Origin of the sequence: Novosphingobium sp. KACC 22771 (genome assembly GCF_028736195.1) — a bacterium.
GTDB lineage: Bacteria > Pseudomonadota > Alphaproteobacteria > Sphingomonadales > Sphingomonadaceae > Novosphingobium.
In genome coordinates this window covers 3,528,330-3,551,420 of sequence record NZ_CP117881.1, presented here as the reverse complement: position 1 = coordinate 3,551,420, position 23,091 = coordinate 3,528,330, and the positions used below count along the sequence as shown (strand labels likewise).

The window sequence follows — 23,091 nt, the reverse complement described above, 5'->3', positions numbered from 1 at the left end:
AGCCGACGCAGGGCGTTAATAAAGCAGCTTGGATAGAAACCTATCCCGCGACCTGACGCATCCAATCGGCCAGATTGTAATAGACCGAAACGCGCGCAATCAGCCCCTCGCGGAACGTGAAAAACGCCCCCGCAGGCAAGACATAGGTCTGTCCCTTCGCCTCCGGCAGGCCCTCGTCGGTGGCCAGATAGGCACCATGAACCACAAATTCCGCCGCCCCGCGCAGGCCATCGCCATCCGCCATGACGACGATATCCTCCAGCCTTTCGCGATAGCAGCGGTCCATATGGGCGAGAAAAGCACGGAAAGCAGCCTTGCCGGTCTGACGCTCGCCCTGATTGATGTCATGCGCGACATCCTCGGTCAGACAGGTCAGCATGGCTTCATTGTCGCCCGCATTGAACGCGGCATAATAGCGATCCAGCAGGGCCAGCGCTTCCTTCTGCGTCATCATCCCGCCCTTGCCGTCACGATGCCCACCGCCGCGCGCGCGATGTCCGACAATGGCGTGTGATCGGCCGCCGCGATCCCCGCCTTCATGCGCGGGTCCCAAAAGTCGATGATATGCTGGGCGGTTTCCCGGATCGCCACCTCTTGCCCTTGCGCGGCAAGGTTGGCAGCGATCTGGTTGGCCATTTTGATCAGATGGTCGGTCGTGTTCATTCGGCTGCCTCGATCCTGCGCGCCTGTTGGGCCTGCGCCTCATACTCGCGCTGCCACGCGGTCGGCCCGTTGGACGGCATAACTTGCACCGCCGTGACCTTATATTCCGGGCAATTGGTGGCCCAGTCAGAGTTCTCGGTGGTCACCACATTGGCCTGCGTGTCGGGGTGGTGGAAAGTGGTATAGACCACACCCGGCGCCACACGGTCGGTCACCAGCGCACGCAGGGTCGTCTCGCCCGCTCGGCTTGCCAGTTTCACCCAGTCGCCGCTGGACAGGCCCCGGTTTTCCGCATCGGTCGGATGGATTTCCAGCACATCCTCGGCATGCCACACGCTGTTGGCGGTCCGCCTCGTCTGCGCGCCCACATTGTATTGGCTGAGGATCCGCCCCGTGGTCAGCAGCAGCGGATAGCGCGGGCCGGTACGCTCGTCGGTGGGGATATATTCGGTGACAACGAACTTGCCGCGCCCGCGCACAAAGCCATCGATATGCATGATCGGGCTGCCCTCGGGATGGGCCTCGTTCACCGGCCATTGCAAGCCGCCCTCGGCATCCAGCCGCGCGTGAGACACGCCTGCAAAGCTGGGCGTCAGGCGGGCGATCTCATCCATGATCTGGCCCGCATCGGCATAATTCCAATCCAGATCCATCGCGCGGGCCAGCAATTGCGTGACCTGCCAGTCCTCATAACCGTTCGCCGGATCCATCACGCGGCGCACCATCTGAATGCGCCGCTCGGCATTGGTGAAGGTGCCGGTTTTTTCCAGAAATGTGCTGCCCGGCAAAAACACATGCGCGTAATTGGCGGTTTCGTTGAGGAAAAGATCATGCACAATCACGCAATCCATCGCCGCAAGTCCGGCCGCGACATGATGCGTGTTGGGGTCGGACTGCAAAATGTCCTCGCCCTGGATATAGATCGCGCGGAACGATCCATCGACCGCCGCATCCAGCATATTGGGAATGCGCAGACCCGGCTCCGCATCCAGCGCCACGCCCCATTCGGCCTCGAACTGCGCCCGTGTGGCTCCATCCGCGATATGGCGATAGCCCGAAAGCTCATGCGGAAAGCTGCCCATGTCGCAGGCGCCCTGCACATTGTTCTGCCCGCGCAGGGGGTTAACCCCCACGCCGCGCCGCCCGACATTGCCGGTTGCCATCGCCAGATTGGCTATCGCCATCACGGTGCTTGACCCTTGCGAATGTTCGGTGACGCCAAGGCCATAGTAAATGGCGCTGTTTGGTTTGCCTCTCTGGGCTGATGCCCAACCGGGTCCGCCCGTCGCAAACAACCGCGCCGCCGCCCGCAATTCGCCCGCCGGAACCCGCGTTACCGGCTCCAGCGTCTCGGGGCTGTGGCGCGCGTCCGAAACAAACCGCGCCCAATCCTGATATTCGTCCCAATCGCAACGCTCGCGGACAAAAGCCTCGTCGGCCAGCCCTTCGGTGACGATCACATGGGCGAGCGCGGTCAGCACAGCGACATTGGTGCCCGGTTGCAGCGCCAGATGGTGCGCGGCCTCGATATGCGGGCTGCGCACCATGTCGATCCGGCGCGGGTCGATGACGATCAGCTTCGCCCCTTGGCGCAGCCGCTTCTTCATGCGCGATGCGAAGACCGGATGCCCATCGGTCGGGTTCGCGCCGATGATGAGGATGACGTCTGAATCCTCGACGCTGTCGAAATCCTGCGTCCCCGCGCTGGTGCCGAAGGTGGTCTTCAACCCATATCCGGTGGGCGAATGGCAGACCCGCGCGCAAGTATCGACATTGTTCGAACCAAACCCGCCGCGCACCAGCTTCTGGACAAGGAAGGCTTCCTCATTGGTGCAGCGGCTCGACGTGATCCCGCCCAGCGCCCGCGCGCCATATTGCGCCTTGATCGCCTTTAGCCGCGCGGCGGTGAAGTCGATTGCCTCTTCCCACGACACTTCGCGCCAGGGTTGGGTGATCGCCTCGCGGATCATCGGTTTCGTGATGCGGTCGGCATGGTTGGCATAGCCCCAGGCAAAGCGGCCCTTGACGCAGCTATGCCCCCGGTTCGCCTTGCCATCCTTCCACGGCACCATGCGCACCAGTTGGTCGCCGCGCATTTCCGCCCGGAAGGTGCAGCCCACGCCGCAATAGGCGCAGGTCGTCACCACGGCGCGCTCGGGCTTGCCGATCTCGGCCACCGATTTCTCGTTCAGCGCCGCCGTCGGGCAGGCCTGAACGCAGGCCCCGCAGGAGACGCATTCGCTGGAAAGGAAATCGTCGCCCTTCGCCCCAGCCGAAACGCCCGAATCAAACCCGCGCCCTTCAATGGTCAGCGCAAAGGTGCCCTGAACCTCCTCGCAAGCCCGGACGCAGCGCGAGCAGACGATGCACTTGCTGGCATCGAACGCGAAATAGGGGTTCGAGAGGTCAGGCGCCTGACCCAGATGGTTTTCGCCTGCATAGCCATAGCGCACATCGCGCAGGCCGACCTGCGCGGCGGTATCCTGCAACTCGCAATCATTGTTCGCGCTGCACGTCAGGCAGTCGAGCGGGTGGTCGGAGATGTAAAGCTCCATCACCCCGCGCCGGATCTTTTCCAAGCGCGGCGTCTGGGTCTTGACCACCATGCCCGCCGCCACCGGCGTGGTGCAGGACGCGGGCAGGCCCCGCGCACCCTCGATTTCGACCAGACACATGCGGCATGAACCAAACGCTTCGACATTGTCGGTGGCGCAGAGTTTGGGGATCGCCCCGCCAATCTCGGCGGCGGCGCGCATCACGCTGGTGCCCGCCGGAACGGTGACGGCGCGGCCGTCGATGGTCAGGGTTACCGGAGCGCCATCGCGCGCCGGGGTGCCGTAATCAGCTTGGGGTTCATAGGCCATGGATTGCCTCCTCGCATTGGGCGAGATCTTCGGGGGAATTGATATTGGCGGGGTTGCGCGGCAGCGTGACTGCGCGCGCGCCGGTCGCCTCGACCAGCGCGCGCAGCGAATGTTTGCCGGTCCCGCGCAGGATCGCCTCAACGGCATCGGCGGCATGGGCGGGCCAAAGGCCGATCACCGGCTGGCTCTCGACATAGGCGGGCGCAGGAAACAGGCGGCCCAGCAGCCGGTCATCCAGCCCCACCGCATCGACCGAGATGCACAGCACATCGGTAAAGCCATTGTCGCGCGCATGGCGCAGCGCGGCTGCCAATCCGCCCAGCGGCCCCATGCCCGGCGCGGGCCAGTCGGGGATGCAGGGGGCGGGGGCCTGTTCGCGGCCGACCGCCACCACCGCGCTGCATTGGCGGCCCAGCAGGGCAACCGCGCGCGCGATCAGCGTTTGCCCGTCGAGCACGGCCAGCGCCTTGTCGCTGCCAAAACGGGTGGAGAGGCCACCGGCAAGGACGGCGCCCAGAATCATTGAAAGTCCTCCGGCCAATGCCGCAGCGCCGAGAGCACCGGATAGGGCGTGAACCCGCCCAGCGCGCAGAGCGAGCCGAACTTCATCGTCTCGCAAAGCTCTTCGAGCAGGGCGATGTCCTGATCGGCGGTGCGGGCCACTTTGGGCGCATTATGCATCTGCGGCAGAGCGCCTACCGGATCGAGCACCTTGGCCCCGGCGCGGATGCGGTCGAGCAATTCGACCCCGCGCGTCGAGCCAATCCGGCATGGCGTGCATTTGCCGCAGCTTTCCACCGCGCAAAATTCCATGGCGAAACGGGCAAGGCGGCCCATATCGGCGCCATCATCCAGCACCACCACCCCGCCATGGCCGATCAAGGCATCGGCGCGGGCATAGGCCTCATAATCAAACGGCAGATCGAATTGCGATGGCGGGATATAGGCCCCAAGAGGCCCGCCCACCTGCACTGCTTTCACCGGACGACCCGAGGCCGTGCCGCCGCCGATGGTGTAAACCAGATCATGTAGACGGATGCCAAAGGCGGTTTCATACAGGCCGCCGTGCTTGATATTGCCCGCCAGCTGGATCGGCTTGGTGCCAAGGCTGCGGTCCACGCCAAGTGCGGCATATTCCGCCGCCCCGCCTTCGGACAGGATGTGCGGGATGGCCGCCACGGTCAGCACATTGTTGACCACCGTGGGGCAGCCGAACAGGCCTTCAAGTGCTGGCAGGGGCGGCTTGGCGCGCACCACGCCGCGCTTGCCCTCGATGGAATTGAGCAGCGAAGTTTCCTCGCCGCAGACATAGGCGCCTGCGCCTTCGCGGACTTCCATGTGGAGCGGAGCGATGATGGCGGCGGCAAGGTCAATGGCGGCGCGCAGCTTGGCGATCGCATGGGGATATTCGCTGCGGGTGTAGATATAGGCGGTTTGCGCGCCGACGGCATGCGCGCAGATCGCTAGACCTTCAATCAGTTGGAAGGGATCGCCCTCCATCAGCATCCGGTCGGCGAAGGTGCCGCTGTCGCCCTCATCGGCATTGCAGACGACATATTTGCGGTCGCCCGGCGCCTTGGCCACGGTGTTCCACTTGATCCCCGCCGGAAAGCCCGCCCCGCCGCGTCCGCGCAGGCCCGATTGCGTGACTTCGGCAATCACCGCCTCGCCGGACATGGCCTGCGCGCGGCGCAGGCCGGACCAGCCGCCGGTGGCCTCGTAATCCTCCAAGGACAAAGGCCGCGTCCGCCCCGCGCGGGCGAAGGTCAGCCGCTGCTGGGGCTTGATAAAGGGATGCTGCGCAATCGGGCCGATGTTCAGCGCGCTGGTCCCGTCGAGGATCGCGGCCACATCATCGACCGTGGCCGGGCCATAGCCGATGCCATCCACCTCAACCAAGGGTTCGAGCCAATGCATGCCCCAGCTCGACACGCGCTCCACGCTCGCGCCCGCCGCGGTAAAGGCGGCCGCCAGAGCATCGGCGCCCAGCGCGAGGGCAAGCGAATCATCGGAAATGCGGACGATCATCATGCCGCCTCCACCAACCGCACCAGCGCGGCCGCATCGAGCCGGGCATGCAAGGCATCGCCCACCCTTGCGGCGGGGCCGACGCTGCACAAGCCAAGGCAATAGACCGGCGCAATCCGCACGCGGCCCCCGGCGGCGGCTTCTGCGGCCTCGACCAGAGCCTCAACCCCGCGTGCCTGACAGGCCTCGGCGCGGCAGAGCTGGACACAGGGGCGCGGATCGGCCTCCTCGGTGAAGTCGTGATAGAAACTGACCACGCCATGCACCTCGGCGCGGGAGAGGTTGAGCGCCTGCGCGATGGCCTGCTGCGTGTCGGGCGAAACGCAGCCGAACGTGCGCTGCACATCATGCAGGATCGGCAACAGCGGCCCCTCGGTCCCGGCATGCCGGGCGAGGATCTCTTGCAGGCGCTCCATGGTCATCAGGCTTTTTCCGTCAGATCGACAAAGGCGCAGATCTTGTTGCCGTCCGGATCGCGCAGATAGGCGCCATACAGATTGCGGCCCGGCATCGCGCGCGGCCCCGGCGCGCCTTCGCACACGCCGCCATTGGCCACACCGGCCGCATGCCATGCATCGACCATCTCGGTGCTGGTCGCGCCAAAGCCGATCGTGCCGCCGTTGGCGTAGGTGGCAGGCTGGCCATTGGCGGGCAGGGTGAAGCCGAAAGCGCCGCCATTGTGCTGATAGAACGCGCCCTTGCCGGTGCCGAAACCGGGATTGCCGCCCAGCGCGCCGAACAGCGCATCGTAAAAGACCTTGGATTTGGCCGGATCGCTGCAACCGACCATGATATGGGTGAACATCATTTTTCTCCTTAGAACACCACGACGCTGCGGATCGACTTGCCTTCATGCATCAGGTCAAAGGCGGTGTTGATCTCTTCCAGGCCCATGACATGGGTGATCATCGGGTCGATCTCGATCTTGCCCTGCATATACATGTCGACGATCTTGGGCACATCGGTGCGGCCCTTGGCCCCGCCGAAAGCCGTGCCGCGCCAGTTGCGGCCCGTGACGAGCTGGAACGGGCGGGTTTCGATCGTCTTGCCCGCCTCGGCCACGCCGATGATGATGCTGGTGCCCCAGCCGCGGTGGCAGGCTTCCAGAGCGGTGCGCATGACTTCGGTGTTGCCGGTGGCGTCGAACGTGTAATCGGCGCCGCCATCGGTCATCAGCACGATCTTGGCCACGATATCCTCGCGGCTCATGCCGCGCGTGTTGAGGAAGTCGGTCATGCCGAAGCGGCGGCCCCATTCCTCGCGGTCGGGGTTCAGGTCCACGCCGATGATCTTGTTGGCGCCAGCGAGCCTTGCGCCCTGAATGACGTTGAGGCCGATGCCGCCGAGGCCGAACACCACCACATTGTCGCCCACCTGCACCTTGGCGGTGTTGATCACCGCGCCAACCCCGGTCGTCACGCCGCAGCCGATGTAGCAGGAGGACTGGAACGGCGCGTCCTCACGGATTTTCGCCACCGCGATTTCAGGCAGGACGGTGAAGTTCGAAAAGGTCGAGCAGCCCATGTAATGGAAGATCGGCTGACCCTTATAGCTGAACCGGGTCGTGCCATCGGGCATCAGCCCCTTGCCCTGCGTTGCGCGGATCGCGGTGCACAGGTTGGTCTTGCCGCTGAGGCATGATTTGCACTGGCGGCATTCAGGGGTGTAGAGCGGGATCACATGGTCGCCGGGGACAACACTGGTCACGCCCGCGCCCACCTCGCGCACGATCCCTGCGCCTTCATGGCCCAGAATGCTGGGGAAAATGCCCTCGGAATCAAAGCCATCGAGCGTATAGGCATCGGTGTGGCAAATGCCGGTTGCCATGATCTCCACCAGAACCTCACCGGCCTTGGGGCCTTCAAGATCGACCTCCACAATTTCCAGCGGGGTTTTCGGCGCAAAGGCCACGGCGGCGCGGGTCTTCATCTGTATGCTCTCCTGAATAGGCCGATGGAGTCCCCGACCATTTTGTTTGCTTTGCATACAAACCAGACGGGGGCGGCGTCAACGCCCCAATGGCATCGGGGCGCCGGAAAGTTAAGTGTGGTCCCGCCAAAGCCGGATGGCAAGGCACCAATCGGGGCAACCATCGGGCCGCCAATCAGGCCACCAATCGGGAATTGCGGGCAGGCGTTGGGGCGGCCATGTCGTTTGGACATCATAGACTTCACAGATTTGCACGAATCGCTGTTGCCATCCGCCTCCGCCTCGTCTAGTGGCGACGCCTCACCGCATGGATGGCCCGATGGCGGAGTGGTGACGCAGCGGACTGCAAATCCGTGCACGCCGGTTCGATTCCGGCTCGGGCCTCCAATTTTGCCTCTCAGGACGTCTGAGAAGGTCTCGTAAATGGCTGTTTTCTGCCATTTTTGTCTGGTATTATGCCCCTGTTGATCTCGGGCCATTTCACCAAATCTCACCCGTCTGATGGTGGCGTTGATGGTATGTCCCGAATAGCGATGGGGAGATACCATCAAAATGACGGAAAATCGTTCAAAATCAGGACTTACGGCGGCATCTGTGTCGCGCGCGAAGCCCAAGGAAAAGCCATATAAACTAAGCGATCGCGACGGCCTTTACCTGCTGGTTGAGCCGACCGGCGGTCGTGTCTGGCGCATGAATTACCGCATTCACGACAAACAGAAAACCATAACTTTTGGACGCTGGCCCGAACTCATGCTGGGCGAGGCGCGTGAACGGCTTCTGGATGCTCGACGGTTGCTGGGCAGGGGCGTCGATCCTGTCGAGCACGCCAAGCTGGAGAAGGTTGCCCAGTCATTGGCAGCCTCTCACACATTCGAAGCGGTGGCGGGAGAGTGGCTGGAAAAGATCACGGCCGAAGGCGCCGCGCCGATGACGGTGAAGAAGGCTCGCTGGCTTTTGGCGAAGCTCTATCCGGCGGTGGGGCGACGTCCGGTCAAGGAGATCTCCGCCCATGAACTGCTTTTGGCCCTCAAGAAAATCGAGGCGACCAAGCGCTACAATACGGCCAGCCGGGCGCGAACGGCGGCCAGTCAGGTTTTTCGATATGCTATCGCCACGGCGCGGGCCGAGCGCGATATTGCTTCTGATCTGCGCGGTGCTTTGATTACGCCCAAGACCACGCATCGTGCGGCGATCACCGTGTCGACTGAGGCAGGTGCCTTACTTCGGACGATTGATGGCTATGACGGCTTGCCCCTGACACGAACGGCTTTGCGGATGCTGGCACATGTGTTCGTTCGACCTGGCGAATTACGCTGGGCAGAATGGAGCGAGTTTGATCTGGAAAAGCGGGTTTGGACGATCCCCGGCCATAAGATGAAAATGCGCCGCTCGCATATGGTGCCATTGAGCAGGCAGGTGATCGCCATCCTTGAGGAGATCGAGCATGATGCGACCTTTAGCCCTCTGCTCTTTCCCTCGCTGCGGTCGGTGGACCGACCTATGTCAGATAACACCATCAATGCTGCCCTGCGCCGATTGGGCTATTCCAAGGAGGAAATGACGGGGCACGGATTTCGCGCTCTGGCGGCTACCTTGCTCAATGAGATGGGTTGCTGGAATCCCGATGCCATTGAGCGCCAGCTTGCCCACGCTGAAAGCAACTCGGTCCGGCGCGCTTATGCTCGTGGTCAGTATTGGGATGAGAGGGTTCGCATGATGCAGCATTGGTCCGATTACCTTGACCAGATGCGGGATGGCGCGACGATCTTGCGTCCGAAATTTGGACATAGCGGGTCGTGATGGTCGCAGTGGGTCCGGGCGTATGATAGCTTTTGTTGAACTCGCAAGGTCCAGGCAACAGGCGGCCTGAGGGAAGGGCAAGGATTGACCATATTTCGTCGAGCGCAATCTTGCCGTCCTGATAATGATCAGGGATCAAAGGAACCGGATCGTTCATCTGGTTCCCGCATCGACAGGATAAAGGCGCGGGAACCAGCGTTCGACAACCGCTGTCGGAAAGCTAAGCCGAAGCGGTGCGCGACTGCTGGTGGAGGTCAACATGTTGAGTAGCGCCGAGAATTGATGGAGTGGATGCCCCCTCCCGGGTCAATTCTCAGCGCTACTCAACACACAGTCGCAACATTCGTTGTCCCGCGCGCTGAAACCATTCTTACTGGCCGAAGCCAGAGTCGCCAGCAGCTTGCTGGTTCGTGTCCACACGATTCTGCATGACGGACGTGGCGTCACGTTCTGCGAGAACTTTCCACGAATCGCGGGCTGACTACCTGACCGTCAGTTATGGGCGTTCGATGGGGTCTTTGGTCGCGATCATCACAAAAAGGTCTGCAGTTGGGCCGCTTCGCCATACGATCCCGTCGTCAGTCTCGCGGGCCATCAGCACCTGGTCTGTCGGGCCGACAACCATGACAGCATGGTCGTTCGAATAGTTCGCTGCCATGGCAATGGCATCCTCTTTCTTGGCGTAACCTAAGACAACGGTTCTAGACATCTGTATGGTCTCCGATCACATTTTCGTACTCGTGGAGCTGGAACCTTTGGTGGCGTTCGGATCAGGGTACCGTCCATGCGTCAAAGGCGGCATCAAACTTCGACTTGTTCCGTCCGTAGATGCTGCGGTAGGGATCGTTATCTGTCAGTGCGGTCTGGCACGCAGCTTTGTCCGCGCAATCGAGTGCGATCCCCATTCCTGCAACCCCAGCGTCGCTTTCAAATTTGGCGATCTTTTGTTTCAGCAAAGTGGGATCGGTCAATTCGATCTTGGCGAGGATACGAGCGCGGAACTGCGTGTAGGCATCGCGGTAACCAACACCCTTTGCCATCAGGCTCTCGTTGCCCAACAGCGCCTGGACCGTGGCTGGGCTGGCGGGTTTGGTTGTCGCCGCTGCAGTTGCGGCGTCACCGACTGCGACGACTGACGCCCCTCCATTCAGTGCCAGGAGTTGGGCGGCAACACCCGTGGCGAAGTACTGCGCCAGTCCGCCCTTGGCAGTGGCGCCGTTGATCGTTCCACCTTCGAATTTTGCCCCGAAGCTAGCGAGTACAGAATAGCTGTCTTGAACCTTTCCATTCACCGCGACCAGCGAGCAAGGATGAACTGCGAATGTGGCGCCAGCCGCTTGCACTGGCGAGGTAAGGTTACACGGCTTCTGGTAGTGGCCGTCGTCGTCGACGTTCGCGACGAGCGGCATCACAACTGCTTCCTGTCGGGAATAACCGATGTTTACCTCGGGCACGCTTGACGGGGTAGTACCCGCACGGATCCCGAACTGGGTGTTAGTTCCGAAAATCATAGTGTTGCTGTGGCGGGTTGCTTGGACGCAACCCGTTAACGAGAGCCCGAGGATGATGGCCGCAGTGTATGTGTAAAATCTGCTACACATGGATTATTGCTCCCCAATCTACGCATCACATCGGCTGCGTTGGCCGCTTCGCCGGTTGAACGAATGACGATCAATAATTGGCATCGGTTTGGATCGGCAATAATCCAGTCTCCAGCACGCCACCCCAGCCATGCTCCCCGTTCCCAGCCCGCGCCCAGTGTCTTCACCGACACCGCAGCCAACCCATCTTGACGTTCCGGCATCATGATCTGGACCAGTCCAAGATAGTATGCAGTATGACCTTCTTCCCCGAGCCGCACAGTCGTGCAGCCGGATAACAAAAAAGCCAAGGCTGCTAAGTAACGCAATCAACCCCCAACGATTCTCGTCATCAATCTAGCAAAGGCATTTGCTCTGTCGACAAAAATTATTGACGGTGCCGGGGGATAATGAAAACTTCTGTCCAGAATTTGGAGGTGAACATGATCGACGATGCTACCGTGGCGCGCGCGTTGAAGGATAAAAGATTTCTTGCATCAGATGTTGGCGCCGTGAGCGACGACGAAGTAGCCGTTGCAGAACTAATTTCCTCTGGAAGACAGTGGCTTTCGCGCGATGCTCCTAAGTATAAACCCACATGGAGTGACAGTCGCGTCAGACTTGCACTTGATCAATTGATCATGACTGGAGCCGGAATTGACGTTGGCGACGTCGATGGCGTTGAGGGAGCGATGACCCAGTATGGTTGGGAGCAGTTCCAAAATAAGCAACGGCGTGGTCGTGCAGCGAGCGGACTGAAGCCTAATTCTCCGGCCTTCTGTAAACAATCCGATGCTGCGAAATTTTATGGTCAACCGGGCACCAATCACACCTCGATCACGCCGCCCTATCGACTTTTCTATGGCGATGAGCCGGTTCGTACAATGACGATCAATGCACGTTGTGCCCAGAGCGCCTTGCGCGCGATGCAAGCCATTCTTGATCACTATGGTGCTGAACGCATCCATGCGTTGGGGCTCGATCGATATGGCGGCTGCTACAATAATCGCGTGATGCGCGGCGGAACCAAGTTGTCCATGCACGCCTTCGCCTGCGCGATTGATTGGTATCCTGAGCGCAATCCGCTGCGAGCGGATCATCGTAGCGCGCTTTTTGCAAAACCCGAGTATGCGGCGTTTCTTGATGCTTGGGAGGCCGAGGGATGGACTTCGCTGGGCCGCGCGCGCGATTTCGACTGGATGCATGTGCAGGCGGCTGACCTCTGATGCCGGAGCATTCAACTCCGCCCGCAGTCCAAGTAGAGCCTAGTCCCGACGCTCCGCTGAACACGATCGCTCTGTGCCTTTCGGGAGGCGGCTTGCGCGCCACATTGTTTCACTTTGGGGTGATCAAAGCGCTGCGAACGCATGAGAAGGCTCAACGCACTGCACTTTCGGCTGTGCGCGAGATCTATTCGGTCTCAGGAGGTAGCATCACTGCCGCGCACCTGGTGCGTTTCTGGGCGCAGTACAATGGCCCGCAGTTCGCGGCGCTGCAGGACCAGATCATCAAATTTGCCCGGCGCAACATTCGCGACCGTATCGTGCGGCGCTGGTTATTGGCTCGAGGGCTGATCAAGCTATTGTCTGTCGTACCCAAACCGGATTGGTTCACGCAATGGCTGAAAGAGCACGACGCCAGCCGTGGATTTTGGCTCCAGCGCGAATATCGAAAGTTGCTGGGCGCTGGCTCGATCGCAGACTGTTTTGCTGGGGACGAGACTGGATTGGCGTTCGGAACAGATTCGCCGCCGCATCTTCACATTCTGGCAACAAGCTTCACATCAGGCGATCTTTGTTCATTTTCAGAAACGCAGTTTGAGGTCGAACCCAACCCAATCGCGCGGCGGTCCGTCGTCGGGAGCATTGCGCCTTCTGCGGGGCCAAACGCGCCAGCCCAGGAGCCACATCGCGCACATGGCGGTCATGTGCCGCTGGCTTTAGCCGTGGCCGCATCGAGCGCCTTTCCGCCGTTGTTCCCGCCAGTGCGGTTGACCAGCGCGAAACTTCGCCATCCAAAGGATACATTTTTCAACGATGGCATCTTGCTATCCGATGGCGGGGTATTCGACAACTTGGGCTACGAGAAGTTCGCGCTGAATAACGCGCGCGCTTCTGTGAAGGTAGGCACGTTGATCGTCAGTAATGCAGGCGGTTCCTTTCGAACCAGTTCGGAGGAATCCTATTCTGATATCATCTCGCGGAACGTGCGCGCCAGCGACATTCTTATGCGGCGAATTGGAGTCACAACCAATCTGGCTGCAGCGGGGCTGGCGGGGAGCGAGACGGGCCCCACGTTTCTAGATGTTCAGATCGGAGATTCGTTTGCTGATCGAATAATTCAGCCAGCGACACAAGAAAGTCTACGGCTAGTGCGCACCGATCTCGACAAGTTCGATAACGACCTGGCGTACATGCTTATTGACCACGGTTATCGGGTAACGGCCCAGGCCTTGCAGGCGGCCGGCTGGGGTGCCGTAGGGTCTCCGGAATGGTGCATCACCCAAGGAGATGATGAAGAACTCGGAATGGTCGCGGAAAAGGCGGTCAAGCGATCGCTGGTACGGCCACTGTTTTTCGGGATCAGCGACTGGAAAGCCTTTTTGGCGATTTGGATGGTAATTGCTCTGGCGATAGCCGGGATCGTCTGGGGCATCGAGCGGCAGATCAACTTGAACCAGGCCGAGAATGATGCAAAAAATGCGAAGATGAGGGCTGATCAAGCCGCTGCCGATGCCAAAGACGCAGAATTGATCAGGCAGAAATCCGTCGCACGTCAGGCTAGTGGCCAACTCGAATCCGTGCGTCAGGCGCTCGAAGCAGGCAATTTGCCAGAAGCGCGACGCCGGCTTGCAATCGCAGTGGTCCAATCAGACAATCTTGAGGCCAGCAGTTCAATTGTAAGCCAACTCCCGCCCGTATCGCTCGACGCGAAGCAGGTCGATGATTTGATCGAGCAGAATCCTTCATACACTATCACGCCAGCAACATTGCAGCGCGACCAGAAAGTTTACATCCAATTCGCAGGAATTCTGACGCGTGCGCAAATAACTGCACTGAACAGAGGGTTGCGAGATGCCGGATGGAATGCACAGGGTGGCAGCGGCGAAAGAACGACCAAGGCTGCGGGCTTCAACCAAGTGCGCTATGCTAAGGGTGACGAGGCTGCTGCGAAGGAACTTGCCGAGGCCCTCAGCAAAAGCGGAATTGTGGCGGGCAGCCCGATCAAACTGCAGCGACTCGATGCGGTGGGGCCAAACTTGGAGGTGTGGATTTCTAAATAGATGACGGCGGGGCCGGGCGCGTTTCGGCTGCCGCGCATTGGTTGGCTACAGGCTACCGGGTGCCCCGGGAGGTCCTTGCCCAGCGTGCTGATGTGCATCCCTTGAGCCGCCGCACTAGCTTCCTCGCCAGCAGTTCTTGCGGCGCGGTGTAGAGACGAAAGCTAGGCGTGCGCGGTTGGCAGTAAGTGCAGAGGTCGGGCAGCTATTGCACTGCTCTTGGATATGCAAACTGGACGGGTGCAATTAGCATGTGAGCATTGGGGCACGAATGGTCCAGTCTCACGAGCTAATGTCCTGGAGTGCCGACAGCAGGCTGGCCCATCTGGCCGGGAAAGGTGGCGTTTAGCGACTCACTAACGTTGGAAGCCTGCATCTTTTCAATCATTGGTTGCAATTTTCAAATGTGTGCGCCTCGCGGACTCGGGAAGGCTGTAGCAATTTGCGATCCTGTCCTCGCCGACCGTGCTGATCACCCATGGGATATGGGGTTCGCGTACTCGCATGCGTGCTAAAGTGAGCGCATTATAGATCGCGTCCGACAGATTAGAATGCCCGAGAGACGCCAGAACGTATTCGTGAGCAAGAAGGTCAGTTGTGGTGCAAACTTGAAGATTTGGGAAGCGATCTCGGCAAATCGCCAAGCCCTTCTTTTCGTCGATCACCGGAATACCTGCATGGGCAACTGCCCAAGAAATTGTAGCCGCTTCGCCATCGTCCAGCGTTGAAGCTCCGGTGCCCGATACCATCGCGAGGAAATTCCCTTCGCACTCTGCAGAGAGTGACACTAGCTGAACCCGCTGTGATTCAACTAGCGATGCTATCATATCAGCATCCGTTCGACCTCTAGTTCGCCCAGCGTTCAACTCGTGCATGACTACATCTACGATCACAATCGGGTTGGGGATCGCATCAAGAATTCGCGCAGCAAGTCCTGTCGCATTCAAATTGATTGCGACGCTTGCATCCAGAATGAGTGGGCGATTCGGATTAAAGGAGCAGTTTAGGAGCCCCATCGGCCTCGCTCCCTTCAATACCAAGCCCGTCCAATAATGCGCGCAACTCTAAGCGATCAAGGCGTAGCAACCGAGCGAGTTGTCCCTCACTCAACAATCCTCGGCGCCAGACTTCGTCGGCCATCATGCTCATGCGAAGCGAGATAGGGCGGTCTGCATCGTCCTTGTGCTCGTCCTTAGGTAGATCGCCCAAAACTTGACTTACTTGTTTATTGGTAATCCCACCATTTTCAACGAAATAATCCCAACTGTCTGGTTTGATCAGTCCTAACTCTTCAAGACGTCGCACCAACGCTTCACGAGATACTCCAAAATAATTTGATAAGACAATAATATGGCGACGGCTAAGTAACGAGGCGCCAGCCGTTACATCCTGAAATTTCTGCTTTACAGCTTGGGAAGGCATAAGAAACGCCCGGCCAAAGGCATTTGCATAGCGTTCTTCACGCATTGTTTCTGACGTAGCATCATCCAGCACGTCCGCGAACCTTCTGGTGGACATGAAATGGCCGGTCTCATGTCCTGCAGTATTTGCACGACGATCACGAGGGTGATTTGCATTTAAAAGGATGCAGGGGCCAACCGCATCATCAAAAGCGAAGAGTCCGGAAATGCTGGGAGGCAAGCGGCGCACATACACGCGCGCGCCAAGTTGCAATTCTAGCACGCTCACAATGTCGTTGATCGGATTTAATCCCAGACCGAGCCAGCGCCGGAGGTCGAGCGCGTCTTGCTCAGCTTGCATACGGACATTGCCAGGCAATATTGGTGTTTCCGGCGGGTAGGTCGCAGACCGCGAAATACCTAGCAGTTGCTCCAACTCCACTTCCGCGCGCACGAGATTATTCAGCAATTCAACTGCTTGCTCAACGCTCGCATCTTCTGAATCGGATACCTTCCGAAATTGAGGCAAGAGATTGACCTGTATTGGCTCCTGCCTGAGCAACTCATTGATGGTCGTGCTGTATATGCCGGTCAGGGTCTGAAGTTCGTTCAGCTTTAAGGGGCGCTGCCCTTTTTCAATCGCCACGAGCGTCGTGCGGGCCATTCCAGCTTCCCCGGCCGCCGCCGCTTGCGTTAGTTTCGCGTTTTCTCGCGCTGAACGGAGTCGTTCGCCCACGATTTCAGGAGAGAGGGATTTCAAGATCGACGTCATGACACGTTGACCGCCCATTGACGGATAAACGAGTCTGGCCCCAGAGATCCAACGAATGCCTGCCATTCAGCACGATGGCGGCGAAGGAGAGAGGTAAGTTTCATTTCTGCATCTGCATTCGTTAGACCCAAGGCTTTCGCAATCTGCGCGGCGTTGCGCCTTATCATTGATTGATAACGCGGCAAGTCCGCCAATCCTGCGAGGTGATCCATGTGCATGGTTCCCGCGATTGCGTACTCCCGAAGAGCGGGGGTGATTTTTTTAAAACTTTGAGCCGCCCCGCCTTCAAAAGTCGAGGCACTCAAATTCTCCCACACATAGCGATCCGATGGTTCTGATAGGCCAGCGGCGTGTACGCTTAAACGGCGGAGCATACAGGCGGCGCAAATACCGCACTGACGCTTATGCCCATCGACCGGCACATGGCGATTTTGTTGCCAGCACGAGATTGTCTTATCCCAGTCATCACCCTCACTAGTCTCAGTGACAAACGCCTTGAGAGTTTCGCCTTTCGTGAACCACAAGCGCGGAAACGTGTACGTGACATTGTGACCGAGAAGGGCTGCAAAAAACTTTTCCATCCGTTCAGTAAATCGTGGATGGTTCCGATAGTCTGGGTATGCCTGAACAACGGGAATCAACGGCGGACCCAATGCGCCTTGCCCGCTTTCCGGAATGATAATCGTATCCACATCGGTAAGGTACGCCGCGATTCCTGCGATTACGGAGAATTTGAACCCGCGCGACCGGTTGCTGCTTTCAATGAACCGCCGTTCACTTGAATTCACTTTATATGGGATATTCGTGAAAGGCTGGAGCCGACCATCCGTCTTGGGTTGATCGTGCTTTTTGCTGCCCAAGCGAACGCGGATCACAGCCGAATTCAGCTTTTGGGCTGACAAAGCCGCCACTGCCCTTGAGTCCATTCCATCGCTGAACGGCACGATAGCCCGCGCTCCGCTTGGCAGGGGCAAACTAGGCTGCGTGCGCGAAACCTCGGGAGCTTTTCGAGGAACGAACGAAACGTTCCAACGATCTCCAGTCAGAAAGCCTAAGGCTGAATGCAGCGCATCCTTCACAGTAGGCGAATCCCAAAGTGGCTTATCGTGAACCGGAATTTCCAAATTGATGTCGCGGCGCCAGTCGATAGCCGGACGCCGCTGGAGACGATCACAAAACTCTACTGCTGCGGCAACGACGAGCATGTCAAAGACGACCGGTTTCCATTCCGCGAAACAGTATGAGAGTAGCTTGTTCTCATCGAACTGGATGTGTTCGCCGATCACGCAGGAGGTGCGACCGTCTGCACGCCTACGCTTTTCTGAGACTACGACTTCGAGCTTCGGCAACTCCTTGTAGGTGAGTTTCGACATCAGAAACGTACCCCGTCATCGAGCCCCGTATGGCGAGTGGGCGCACGTATCGCCATTGCCCGCCGACCTTGAACGAGACGGTTGACCAAGCCTTCCATTGAACGGCCTTCCTGAATTGAACCCATTCGGGACTGAAAATGCGACGCACGCTTTGCGCCCGTTTCGCGCTGATAGTGTTCGGCCATTCCTCGCGCATGGCGGTCCAAAATTTCATTGGCGGTTTCGCTAAAAGCGGCGGCGAGCGCAGCTTCTCCAGTTTGTCCAAAATCGACAGCATCTATCGCGCAGTCGAGTAGCAAGTTGCAGATCGATGACCCATTTGCTTGAATACGGAGGTTTTCGATTTCATCGCCGGATGGAGTGAAGAGTGATCCTTGGTCAGAGCTGCATAGAATGTCGCGCAGTCCTGCTATCAGCGAGTCGGGGACTTCACGGGAAAACTCACCTAATATTGCCGAGTCTCTTCGATCCTGAACTTCATCGTTCGAGAACAATGCATTATCTATGCACTGCGCCAGCTTTTTCCAGCGCCTCCCCATTGGCAAACTACGATGAGGTCCGTCGCTCATTGGTATCTCCTATCCCGCCAATCTGCCATCGAATGCCAAAATGTCAATCATGACTAAAAAAATAATGACAATGTCAAAATGAAGTGATCTGATGGCGCTTTAGCTATTCTCGGGTAGGGATCGCGCTTGAGCTCCAAGGGGTGATGATGTGTCATAGGAAACTCTACCGGCTTTATCGGAAAGAGGGGCTGCCGTTCGTCGAAGTCGTGGGCGAAACGATTACGGACTAGCTGTGCGCCGATGCCCTTGCCGCTGCGCCCTTTGGAGCGCTGGTCAATGGACTTCGTGTCTGATAGGGTTATTGCGCTCCGCAAATTCGGAATTTTGGCTGTCAATGATGATTACTGTCGGGAGAACCTGTGCGCTTGGCGGCCGACGCCGGCGTATCGAGGGGGCGGATGAGAGGTTGGTGCGCAGGGAGTCAGTGCAGCAGGGTCTTCATGAGTATCTGGATAACCAGTAAGTTTGGAAGTTAATGCTGGCATGGTCCGGCGCTCGCATCGCAGTGGCGGCCTAATGGTCACGTTGCCCTTTGAGGCTAAAGTTAGTATTATAGAAAATTGTCTTTCGTTCACATTGTCATGCGATAGAAATTAGCTATGTAAATGCACGGTTAAATACTAAGTATTGGTATGGATTTTAATTGCTGTAATTTTATCCTGTTATAGAAGTGAGAAAGACCAAAGGTGTCCATGGCGAAAACAATATCTGTTTCGGTCAATCAGCAGCATTCGCTCATATTTCAAGCATGGCGCTGTATCCTCGGAAGTCATCGTAATGCGATTTATGTATCTGGGCCGATCACCACAGGGCCGCGTTTCATTGTGGATGTCGAGCGCAATTTCGTCGCTAGTGATGGGGTCATCCAAGCCAACATTGACGACATTCTTAAAATTGCGCACAGCTTGCGGGAAGAGACTGGGCGTATCGTCATCGAGCCAGGCAGTCTGGCAGTTCCCAGTTGGTCCCAGGATGATTATCTGGAATTATGGACGAGCTTGATTGAACGGCATATCGCCGAGGTTCGCTTCCTCAATGGCTGGGATGCAAGTATCGGGTGTGCACTTGAATACGAGCGCGCCTGGCTGCACGATATCGAACGCCGGTTTGCCGATGGTGCGATAATCGAACACGACCAAGCTATTTTTCTGCTCACAAACCGTTCAGCTAGTCTGATAGGCCACCCGAATGATCGCCTCGCAGACCTTGGCATGCGTTTGGCCCAAGTAGTTAAGAGGTTGAGCGGACCAAAATTGCACGAAAAACTATCGTAACATAGTATCCATAATGGTATAGAATCCGAAAAGTTCTATCAGAATGAGTAAGGGGTAGAATAAGTTAACGGTTAAGTTGGCCGAGCGACCAGATCGGGCGGCGAGCTTGAAAGATAATGAAATGCTCATCCCTCGCAGGCGCTGCCAAGGTTTCCAAGTGTTCCCCAGAATATCGTTAAGAAAATAGCCATATAGTGCAAATAATATTGCCATAGTGATTGTTGAAGCTACCCACGGGTGGGCCGCAAAGAATGCTAACCAGCGTTCGCTGAAGCCCAGTTGAATAACTGAGGGTGAATCAAGGGTAGCTGACTGTTGGGTGCTAACGTGTGCGCTCGTGGTTCTGGCGTCGCGCGTCGCGCTATTATGGGTCGAAACCAAGGAGCTCACCAATGCAGGAGCCGCAATCGCTCCAGCCACCATAGCGCTCAGCAATGGAGCAATGGCTGATCGCTTCGCCGCCATCTGCTCGACACGAAGTTTGGTAGACTCTCGAATATAGCCAAAATCGTAACCGTATACCGACTCATTGGCACGGAATTTAGATGGATCATGCGGGTCGCGGCGGTACGGCAGGAGGGTTTTTTGGAATGCGTCTGCGAAGGCAAGAATACCAAGCGCTTCTCGTTGCTTATCAAGTCGGCAGAACTTTGCTTGTCGTTCCGCTTCGCGTGCCAGATTCCAAAGAGTGCGACGCCTCCAATCTGTGTCTGCCTTATCGGGTTTTTCGGGGAGCACTTCGAACTTCACTAGTGGCGTGATTTGATCTGATGCTGAGTCGTGATGGATATGCCGGTGGGCCATGTCCTTGATGAAGAAGTAGGCTTGCTTGGCCGCCAGCACGTAATCGGCCTCCTTGAGGTCGTCATAGTCCTGGGCGTACCAGAGACGGACTTCGCCTGTGCGCATGAGTGTGAAATTGACTGTGATCGCAGCTGGGCTGCGCCACCTTATAAGTTGTTCTACGTCGGCCAACAGCGCATTTTGCTGCAACTTACTTGCCGGCGCAGACATTACCGTCATGCGAGAAATGTCGTCAATCATCCATCCTTGGATCTGACGTAGAGTCGAATTCGCGTAAAATGGTAAGATATGCACACGGCCAACTAATGCGCCCTGCTCATCGGGTGCCGTGTTGACTATTTTACCAACTTTGAACCCGTTTTCTTCCTGATAAGGGCCTTCGCCGAAACCGGTCGGAACCTCAACGGTTTCGGTCATTGCGACCATCACAAAATGCTGAACGACTGAAGGATCGAGCCGGCGCATTATCTCGGCAGGCAGCAGGAAATCATCAGTATGTCGCTTATCGACTATGCAGACCATTCGCCCGACCGAACCGTCTTTTTCTGAATGGTCGCATGTGCGACGTGCTACAATTGATTGCGAACTTACGCCGATCAAACTGAAGGAGAGGTGGCTCCCAACGTTCGGCACCCATCCAGCATAGGATCTGGCCGCATTGGCCCAGCCACTCCAATTCACGCGGGGGCTCCTGTCAGTAAATGTCGCGTGATATTGTGCGTGTCGGAGTGAGCTGCCGTCGACCATCGACGCCGACCACCATCTTCATACCCTCACGAAACGACACTAGGGAGCCATTGTCCTGAGCAGGTAGGTTGCCCTTTGCCAAGTTCTCTGCGTTGGCTTCAGCAGCGACCAGTTCTTGTGTCTGCTCTATCCCGCCCAATCTAACACGACGCCAAGCTGAAAAGGTCGCGCCTATAACGACAATGAGGGCGACTGCCAGTGCGGTGAGCGCTGTCAAGATGAGTGTTTCGGCCATCGTTCCCTTTTCGTACTCATATTTTTCCAACATTGCAATAGTCTTTACGCGTAGGTCAACGTGAGGTGGCGATTTTGTGCACAGCAAATTTTCCGCATTGTGTCACGTAATCCATGGTGACTAATGCACCTGATCGACGTAATTGGATTTCCGCAGATTAGATAGGGACGGTCGCGACACATGCTTCACAAGGATCTGGCGCTAGATCGCTTGGCTGAAATTGGCAATGTCGCCCAATACGTAGCGCTGCGCCCGGGAATCAACGGGAGCTTGGCGATTTCGACCAATCGCATTGCCGGATTTGCAGCTAACTGGCCCTTTACCTCTGTTCATCAAGCCATCGAAACGTTGCTGGCTAGAAGTTCGGAATCGGCGGTGAACATTCGCAGCTATTTCCCACAGGATCCGCGCAGTAGGGAATTCGTATATCGCCTTACCACCATGAACGACATTTCGGCGAACATTGAGCGCCTTTCCGCAGAGGGGCTACACCTTATCGTCAACGAGACGATCGACGTGACGGATGGCGGTGTATCGGGTGTAGTTCATGGAGATATAATCGAATTCGCACCAGACGACACTCCGCGTGCTGTGGAAAAGCCTAGGATAGCATCTTTTCCGCGAGAAAAGGGTTTAGAACTTTTGCGTCGTATATACGGATTTGCAATTCCCTTTCCAGGTACACGCAATGATCGCATAGAATTCAGCATTCATCCAAGACCACGAGGGTGGCGGCAAACCCATATCTTACTTTGGGAGATCGAAGCCGAAGCAACCCTACGCGATGCGCCAATTCCAAATTGGCCGAATCGCTTCAGTCGTCATATTGGTGACAAGGCGTTCGGCTTACTTATCGCAGAGGCGTATGGTGCCAAAGTCCCCCGCACACTTGTAATTTCCCGCCGTGTTGCGCCTTTCTCGCTGGGGCAGGAAACTGGATCCGACGAGGTTTGGACGCGTACATGCCCTCAAGAACCACGGCCTGGCTTATATACTACCGTTCGGGGGTGGACTGATCCATTTCAATTGTTGAAGGAAGAGGATTCGTCCGGAGAAATTGCCTCTGTCCTTGCCCAGAACCATATACCAGCGGCTTATTCTGGCGCTGCAATTTCTGGTGCTCAAGGCCTTATAGTTGAGGGGCGAGCTGGTGCAGGCGATACCTTTATGTTGGGTACCTCGCTTCCCGATAGATTGCCAGAGCAGATCATTCAAGACGTCAAAAGCGCGTACGCCGGATTGTCCCGTCAGCTCGGTCCGGTGCGGATCGAATGGGTACATGACGGTGCAACGCTATGGGTTGTGCAATTACATGTTGGTGCCACTTCGAGCGGAAAGGGGTGGTTGACGCAGGGGGACGCAGAGCATTGGGTAGAGTTCGATGTAGAGCAAGGCCTTGCCGCCCTTCGCATATTCCTGAGCCGGCTGCCTACCACGACCGGATTGAACATTGTGGGAGACTTCGGTTTGACCAGCCACATAGCTGACGTGATACGTAAGTGGGGCGGTGCTGCCCGCCGTGCTCCGCGCGTGAGGTGAATACCCCCCTGCCTAGGACAGAGTTGGTTTGTAGGACACGGTCAAGATTCCGCTGTTGGGCTATACTGAGATCGGTTTGAAACCGACTATTTTCCTTTATTAAGTAACCGCCTTTCGTGTCTGAGATATGCATGGGTCCGCGGCCATCCTGCCCGCCGCTCTTGCGTCGTCCGTGACCAGGCTCTAGGTCGCCTCCGGCGCCCCCGGACCGCCTATCTGCGTTCCGTCCCTGCG

21 protein-coding genes, 1 tRNA gene and 1 pseudogene are annotated in these 23,091 nt (G+C 57.8%); 7 read left to right on the top strand and 16 right to left on the bottom strand.

Going from position 1 to position 23,091, the window contains the following annotated elements; translation table 11 throughout:
- Positions 1-40: 40 nt before the first annotated feature.
- From PQ467_RS16260 to PQ467_RS16225, 8 genes are read right to left on the bottom strand one after another with little or no spacing between them, the layout of a single operon-like run.
- A complete protein-coding gene (locus tag PQ467_RS16260; protein ID WP_274174402.1) occupies positions 41-451 on the bottom strand; it encodes a ketosteroid isomerase-related protein in 411 nt (136 codons plus the stop codon).
- On the bottom strand, positions 451-663 hold the full coding sequence (locus PQ467_RS16255) for a formate dehydrogenase subunit delta (RefSeq protein WP_274174401.1): 213 nt from the start codon (positions 661-663) through the stop codon (positions 451-453). Before PQ467_RS16255 ends, PQ467_RS16260 begins: the two co-directional genes overlap by 1 nt.
- Positions 660-3,527 carry a formate dehydrogenase subunit alpha gene (gene fdhF, locus PQ467_RS16250; protein WP_274174400.1) on the bottom strand — a complete coding sequence of 956 codons (2,868 nt, stop codon included), beginning with the start codon at positions 3,525-3,527 and terminating at the stop codon, positions 660-662. Before fdhF ends, PQ467_RS16255 begins: the two co-directional genes overlap by 4 nt.
- Complete coding sequence (gene mobA, locus PQ467_RS16245) at positions 3,517-4,050, bottom strand: molybdenum cofactor guanylyltransferase (protein WP_274174399.1); 534 nt, start codon at positions 4,048-4,050, stop codon at positions 3,517-3,519. Before mobA ends, fdhF begins: the two co-directional genes overlap by 11 nt.
- Entirely contained in the window at positions 4,047-5,558 is a 1,512-nt protein-coding gene (locus PQ467_RS16240; protein ID WP_274174398.1) for an NADH-ubiquinone oxidoreductase-F iron-sulfur binding region domain-containing protein, read from the bottom strand. The genes mobA and PQ467_RS16240 overlap by 4 nt, the downstream gene beginning before the upstream one ends.
- Positions 5,555-5,977 carry an NAD(P)H-dependent oxidoreductase subunit E gene (locus PQ467_RS16235; protein WP_274174397.1) on the bottom strand — a complete coding sequence of 141 codons (423 nt, stop codon included), beginning with the start codon at positions 5,975-5,977 and terminating at the stop codon, positions 5,555-5,557. The genes PQ467_RS16240 and PQ467_RS16235 overlap by 4 nt, the downstream gene beginning before the upstream one ends.
- On the bottom strand, positions 5,977-6,360 hold the full coding sequence (locus PQ467_RS16230; protein WP_274176191.1) for a VOC family protein: 384 nt from the start codon (positions 6,358-6,360) through the stop codon (positions 5,977-5,979). The genes PQ467_RS16235 and PQ467_RS16230 overlap by 1 nt, the downstream gene beginning before the upstream one ends.
- Before the next feature lie 11 nt (positions 6,361-6,371).
- Positions 6,372-7,484, bottom strand: coding sequence for an S-(hydroxymethyl)glutathione dehydrogenase/class III alcohol dehydrogenase (locus PQ467_RS16225; protein WP_274174396.1), 1,113 nt, complete (start codon positions 7,482-7,484; stop codon positions 6,372-6,374).
- A 313-nt stretch (positions 7,485-7,797) separates the two neighbouring features.
- On the opposite strand from PQ467_RS16225, the gene PQ467_RS16220 reads away from it, so the two are divergent.
- A tRNA-Cys gene (locus PQ467_RS16220) sits at positions 7,798-7,871 on the top strand.
- A 165-nt stretch (positions 7,872-8,036) separates the two neighbouring features.
- Positions 8,037-9,284: a tyrosine-type recombinase/integrase gene (locus PQ467_RS16215; RefSeq protein ID WP_274174395.1), complete on the top strand. Its 1,248-nt coding sequence runs from the start codon at positions 8,037-8,039 to the stop codon at positions 9,282-9,284.
- A gap of 496 nt (positions 9,285-9,780) precedes the next feature.
- Here the strand turns inward: PQ467_RS16215 and PQ467_RS16210 are convergent, their stop codons facing one another.
- Entirely contained in the window at positions 9,781-9,993 is a 213-nt protein-coding gene (locus tag PQ467_RS16210; protein WP_274174394.1) for a hypothetical protein, read from the bottom strand.
- A 61-nt stretch (positions 9,994-10,054) separates the two neighbouring features.
- Positions 10,055-10,696 carry a hypothetical protein gene (locus PQ467_RS16205; protein ID WP_274174393.1) on the bottom strand — a complete coding sequence of 214 codons (642 nt, stop codon included), beginning with the start codon at positions 10,694-10,696 and terminating at the stop codon, positions 10,055-10,057.
- 611 nt (positions 10,697-11,307) lie between these two features.
- Between PQ467_RS16205 and PQ467_RS16200 the strand changes: the two genes are divergently transcribed.
- Complete coding sequence (locus tag PQ467_RS16200) at positions 11,308-12,090, top strand: hypothetical protein (RefSeq protein WP_274174392.1); 783 nt, start codon at positions 11,308-11,310, stop codon at positions 12,088-12,090.
- Positions 12,090-14,147 (top strand): patatin-like phospholipase family protein, encoded by a 2,058-nt coding sequence (locus PQ467_RS16195; RefSeq protein ID WP_274174391.1) that lies wholly within the window; start codon positions 12,090-12,092, stop codon positions 14,145-14,147. Before PQ467_RS16200 ends, PQ467_RS16195 begins: the two co-directional genes overlap by 1 nt.
- A 377-nt stretch (positions 14,148-14,524) precedes the next feature.
- Here PQ467_RS16195 and PQ467_RS16190 read toward each other — a convergent pair whose 3' ends face one another.
- The 4 genes from PQ467_RS16190 to PQ467_RS16175 are packed head-to-tail and all read right to left on the bottom strand — an operon-like array spanning position 14,525 to position 18,258.
- Positions 14,525-15,160 carry a hypothetical protein gene (locus tag PQ467_RS16190; protein ID WP_274174390.1) on the bottom strand — a complete coding sequence of 212 codons (636 nt, stop codon included), beginning with the start codon at positions 15,158-15,160 and terminating at the stop codon, positions 14,525-14,527.
- Entirely contained in the window at positions 15,135-16,316 is a 1,182-nt protein-coding gene (locus tag PQ467_RS16185) for an XRE family transcriptional regulator (RefSeq protein WP_274174389.1), read from the bottom strand. Before PQ467_RS16185 ends, PQ467_RS16190 begins: the two co-directional genes overlap by 26 nt.
- Positions 16,313-17,689, bottom strand: a complete 1,377-nt coding sequence (locus PQ467_RS16180) for a 7-cyano-7-deazaguanine synthase (RefSeq protein ID WP_274174388.1) — start codon at positions 17,687-17,689, stop codon at positions 16,313-16,315. The genes PQ467_RS16185 and PQ467_RS16180 overlap by 4 nt, the downstream gene beginning before the upstream one ends.
- The gene (locus tag PQ467_RS16175) at positions 17,689-18,258 is read right to left on the bottom strand and encodes a hypothetical protein (RefSeq protein WP_274174387.1); all 570 of its coding nucleotides are present in this window, start codon (positions 18,256-18,258) and stop codon (positions 17,689-17,691) included. The genes PQ467_RS16180 and PQ467_RS16175 overlap by 1 nt, the downstream gene beginning before the upstream one ends.
- Before the next feature lie 95 nt (positions 18,259-18,353).
- Between PQ467_RS16175 and PQ467_RS22770 the strand changes: the two are divergent.
- A pseudogene (locus PQ467_RS22770) lies at positions 18,354-18,659 on the top strand (IS3 family transposase); the annotation flags it as partial.
- Positions 18,660-18,950: 291 nt separating this feature from the next.
- Positions 18,951-19,532 (top strand): DUF4406 domain-containing protein, encoded by a 582-nt coding sequence (locus tag PQ467_RS16170; protein WP_274176190.1) that lies wholly within the window; start codon positions 18,951-18,953, stop codon positions 19,530-19,532.
- On the opposite strand, the gene PQ467_RS16165 is transcribed toward PQ467_RS16170, so the two are convergent.
- Entirely contained in the window at positions 19,524-21,017 is a 1,494-nt protein-coding gene (locus tag PQ467_RS16165; protein ID WP_274174386.1) for a hypothetical protein, read from the bottom strand. The genes PQ467_RS16170 and PQ467_RS16165 overlap by 9 nt on opposite strands.
- 13 nt (positions 21,018-21,030) lie before the next feature.
- Positions 21,031-21,351: a hypothetical protein gene (locus PQ467_RS16160; RefSeq protein ID WP_274174385.1), complete on the bottom strand. Its 321-nt coding sequence runs from the start codon at positions 21,349-21,351 to the stop codon at positions 21,031-21,033.
- Positions 21,352-21,498: 147 nt separating this feature from the next.
- Here PQ467_RS16160 and PQ467_RS16155 point away from each other — a divergent pair, with 147 nt between their 5' ends.
- A complete protein-coding gene (locus tag PQ467_RS16155; RefSeq protein WP_274174384.1) occupies positions 21,499-22,857 on the top strand; it encodes a hypothetical protein in 1,359 nt (452 codons plus the stop codon).
- The last annotated feature ends 234 nt before the right edge of the window (positions 22,858-23,091 follow it).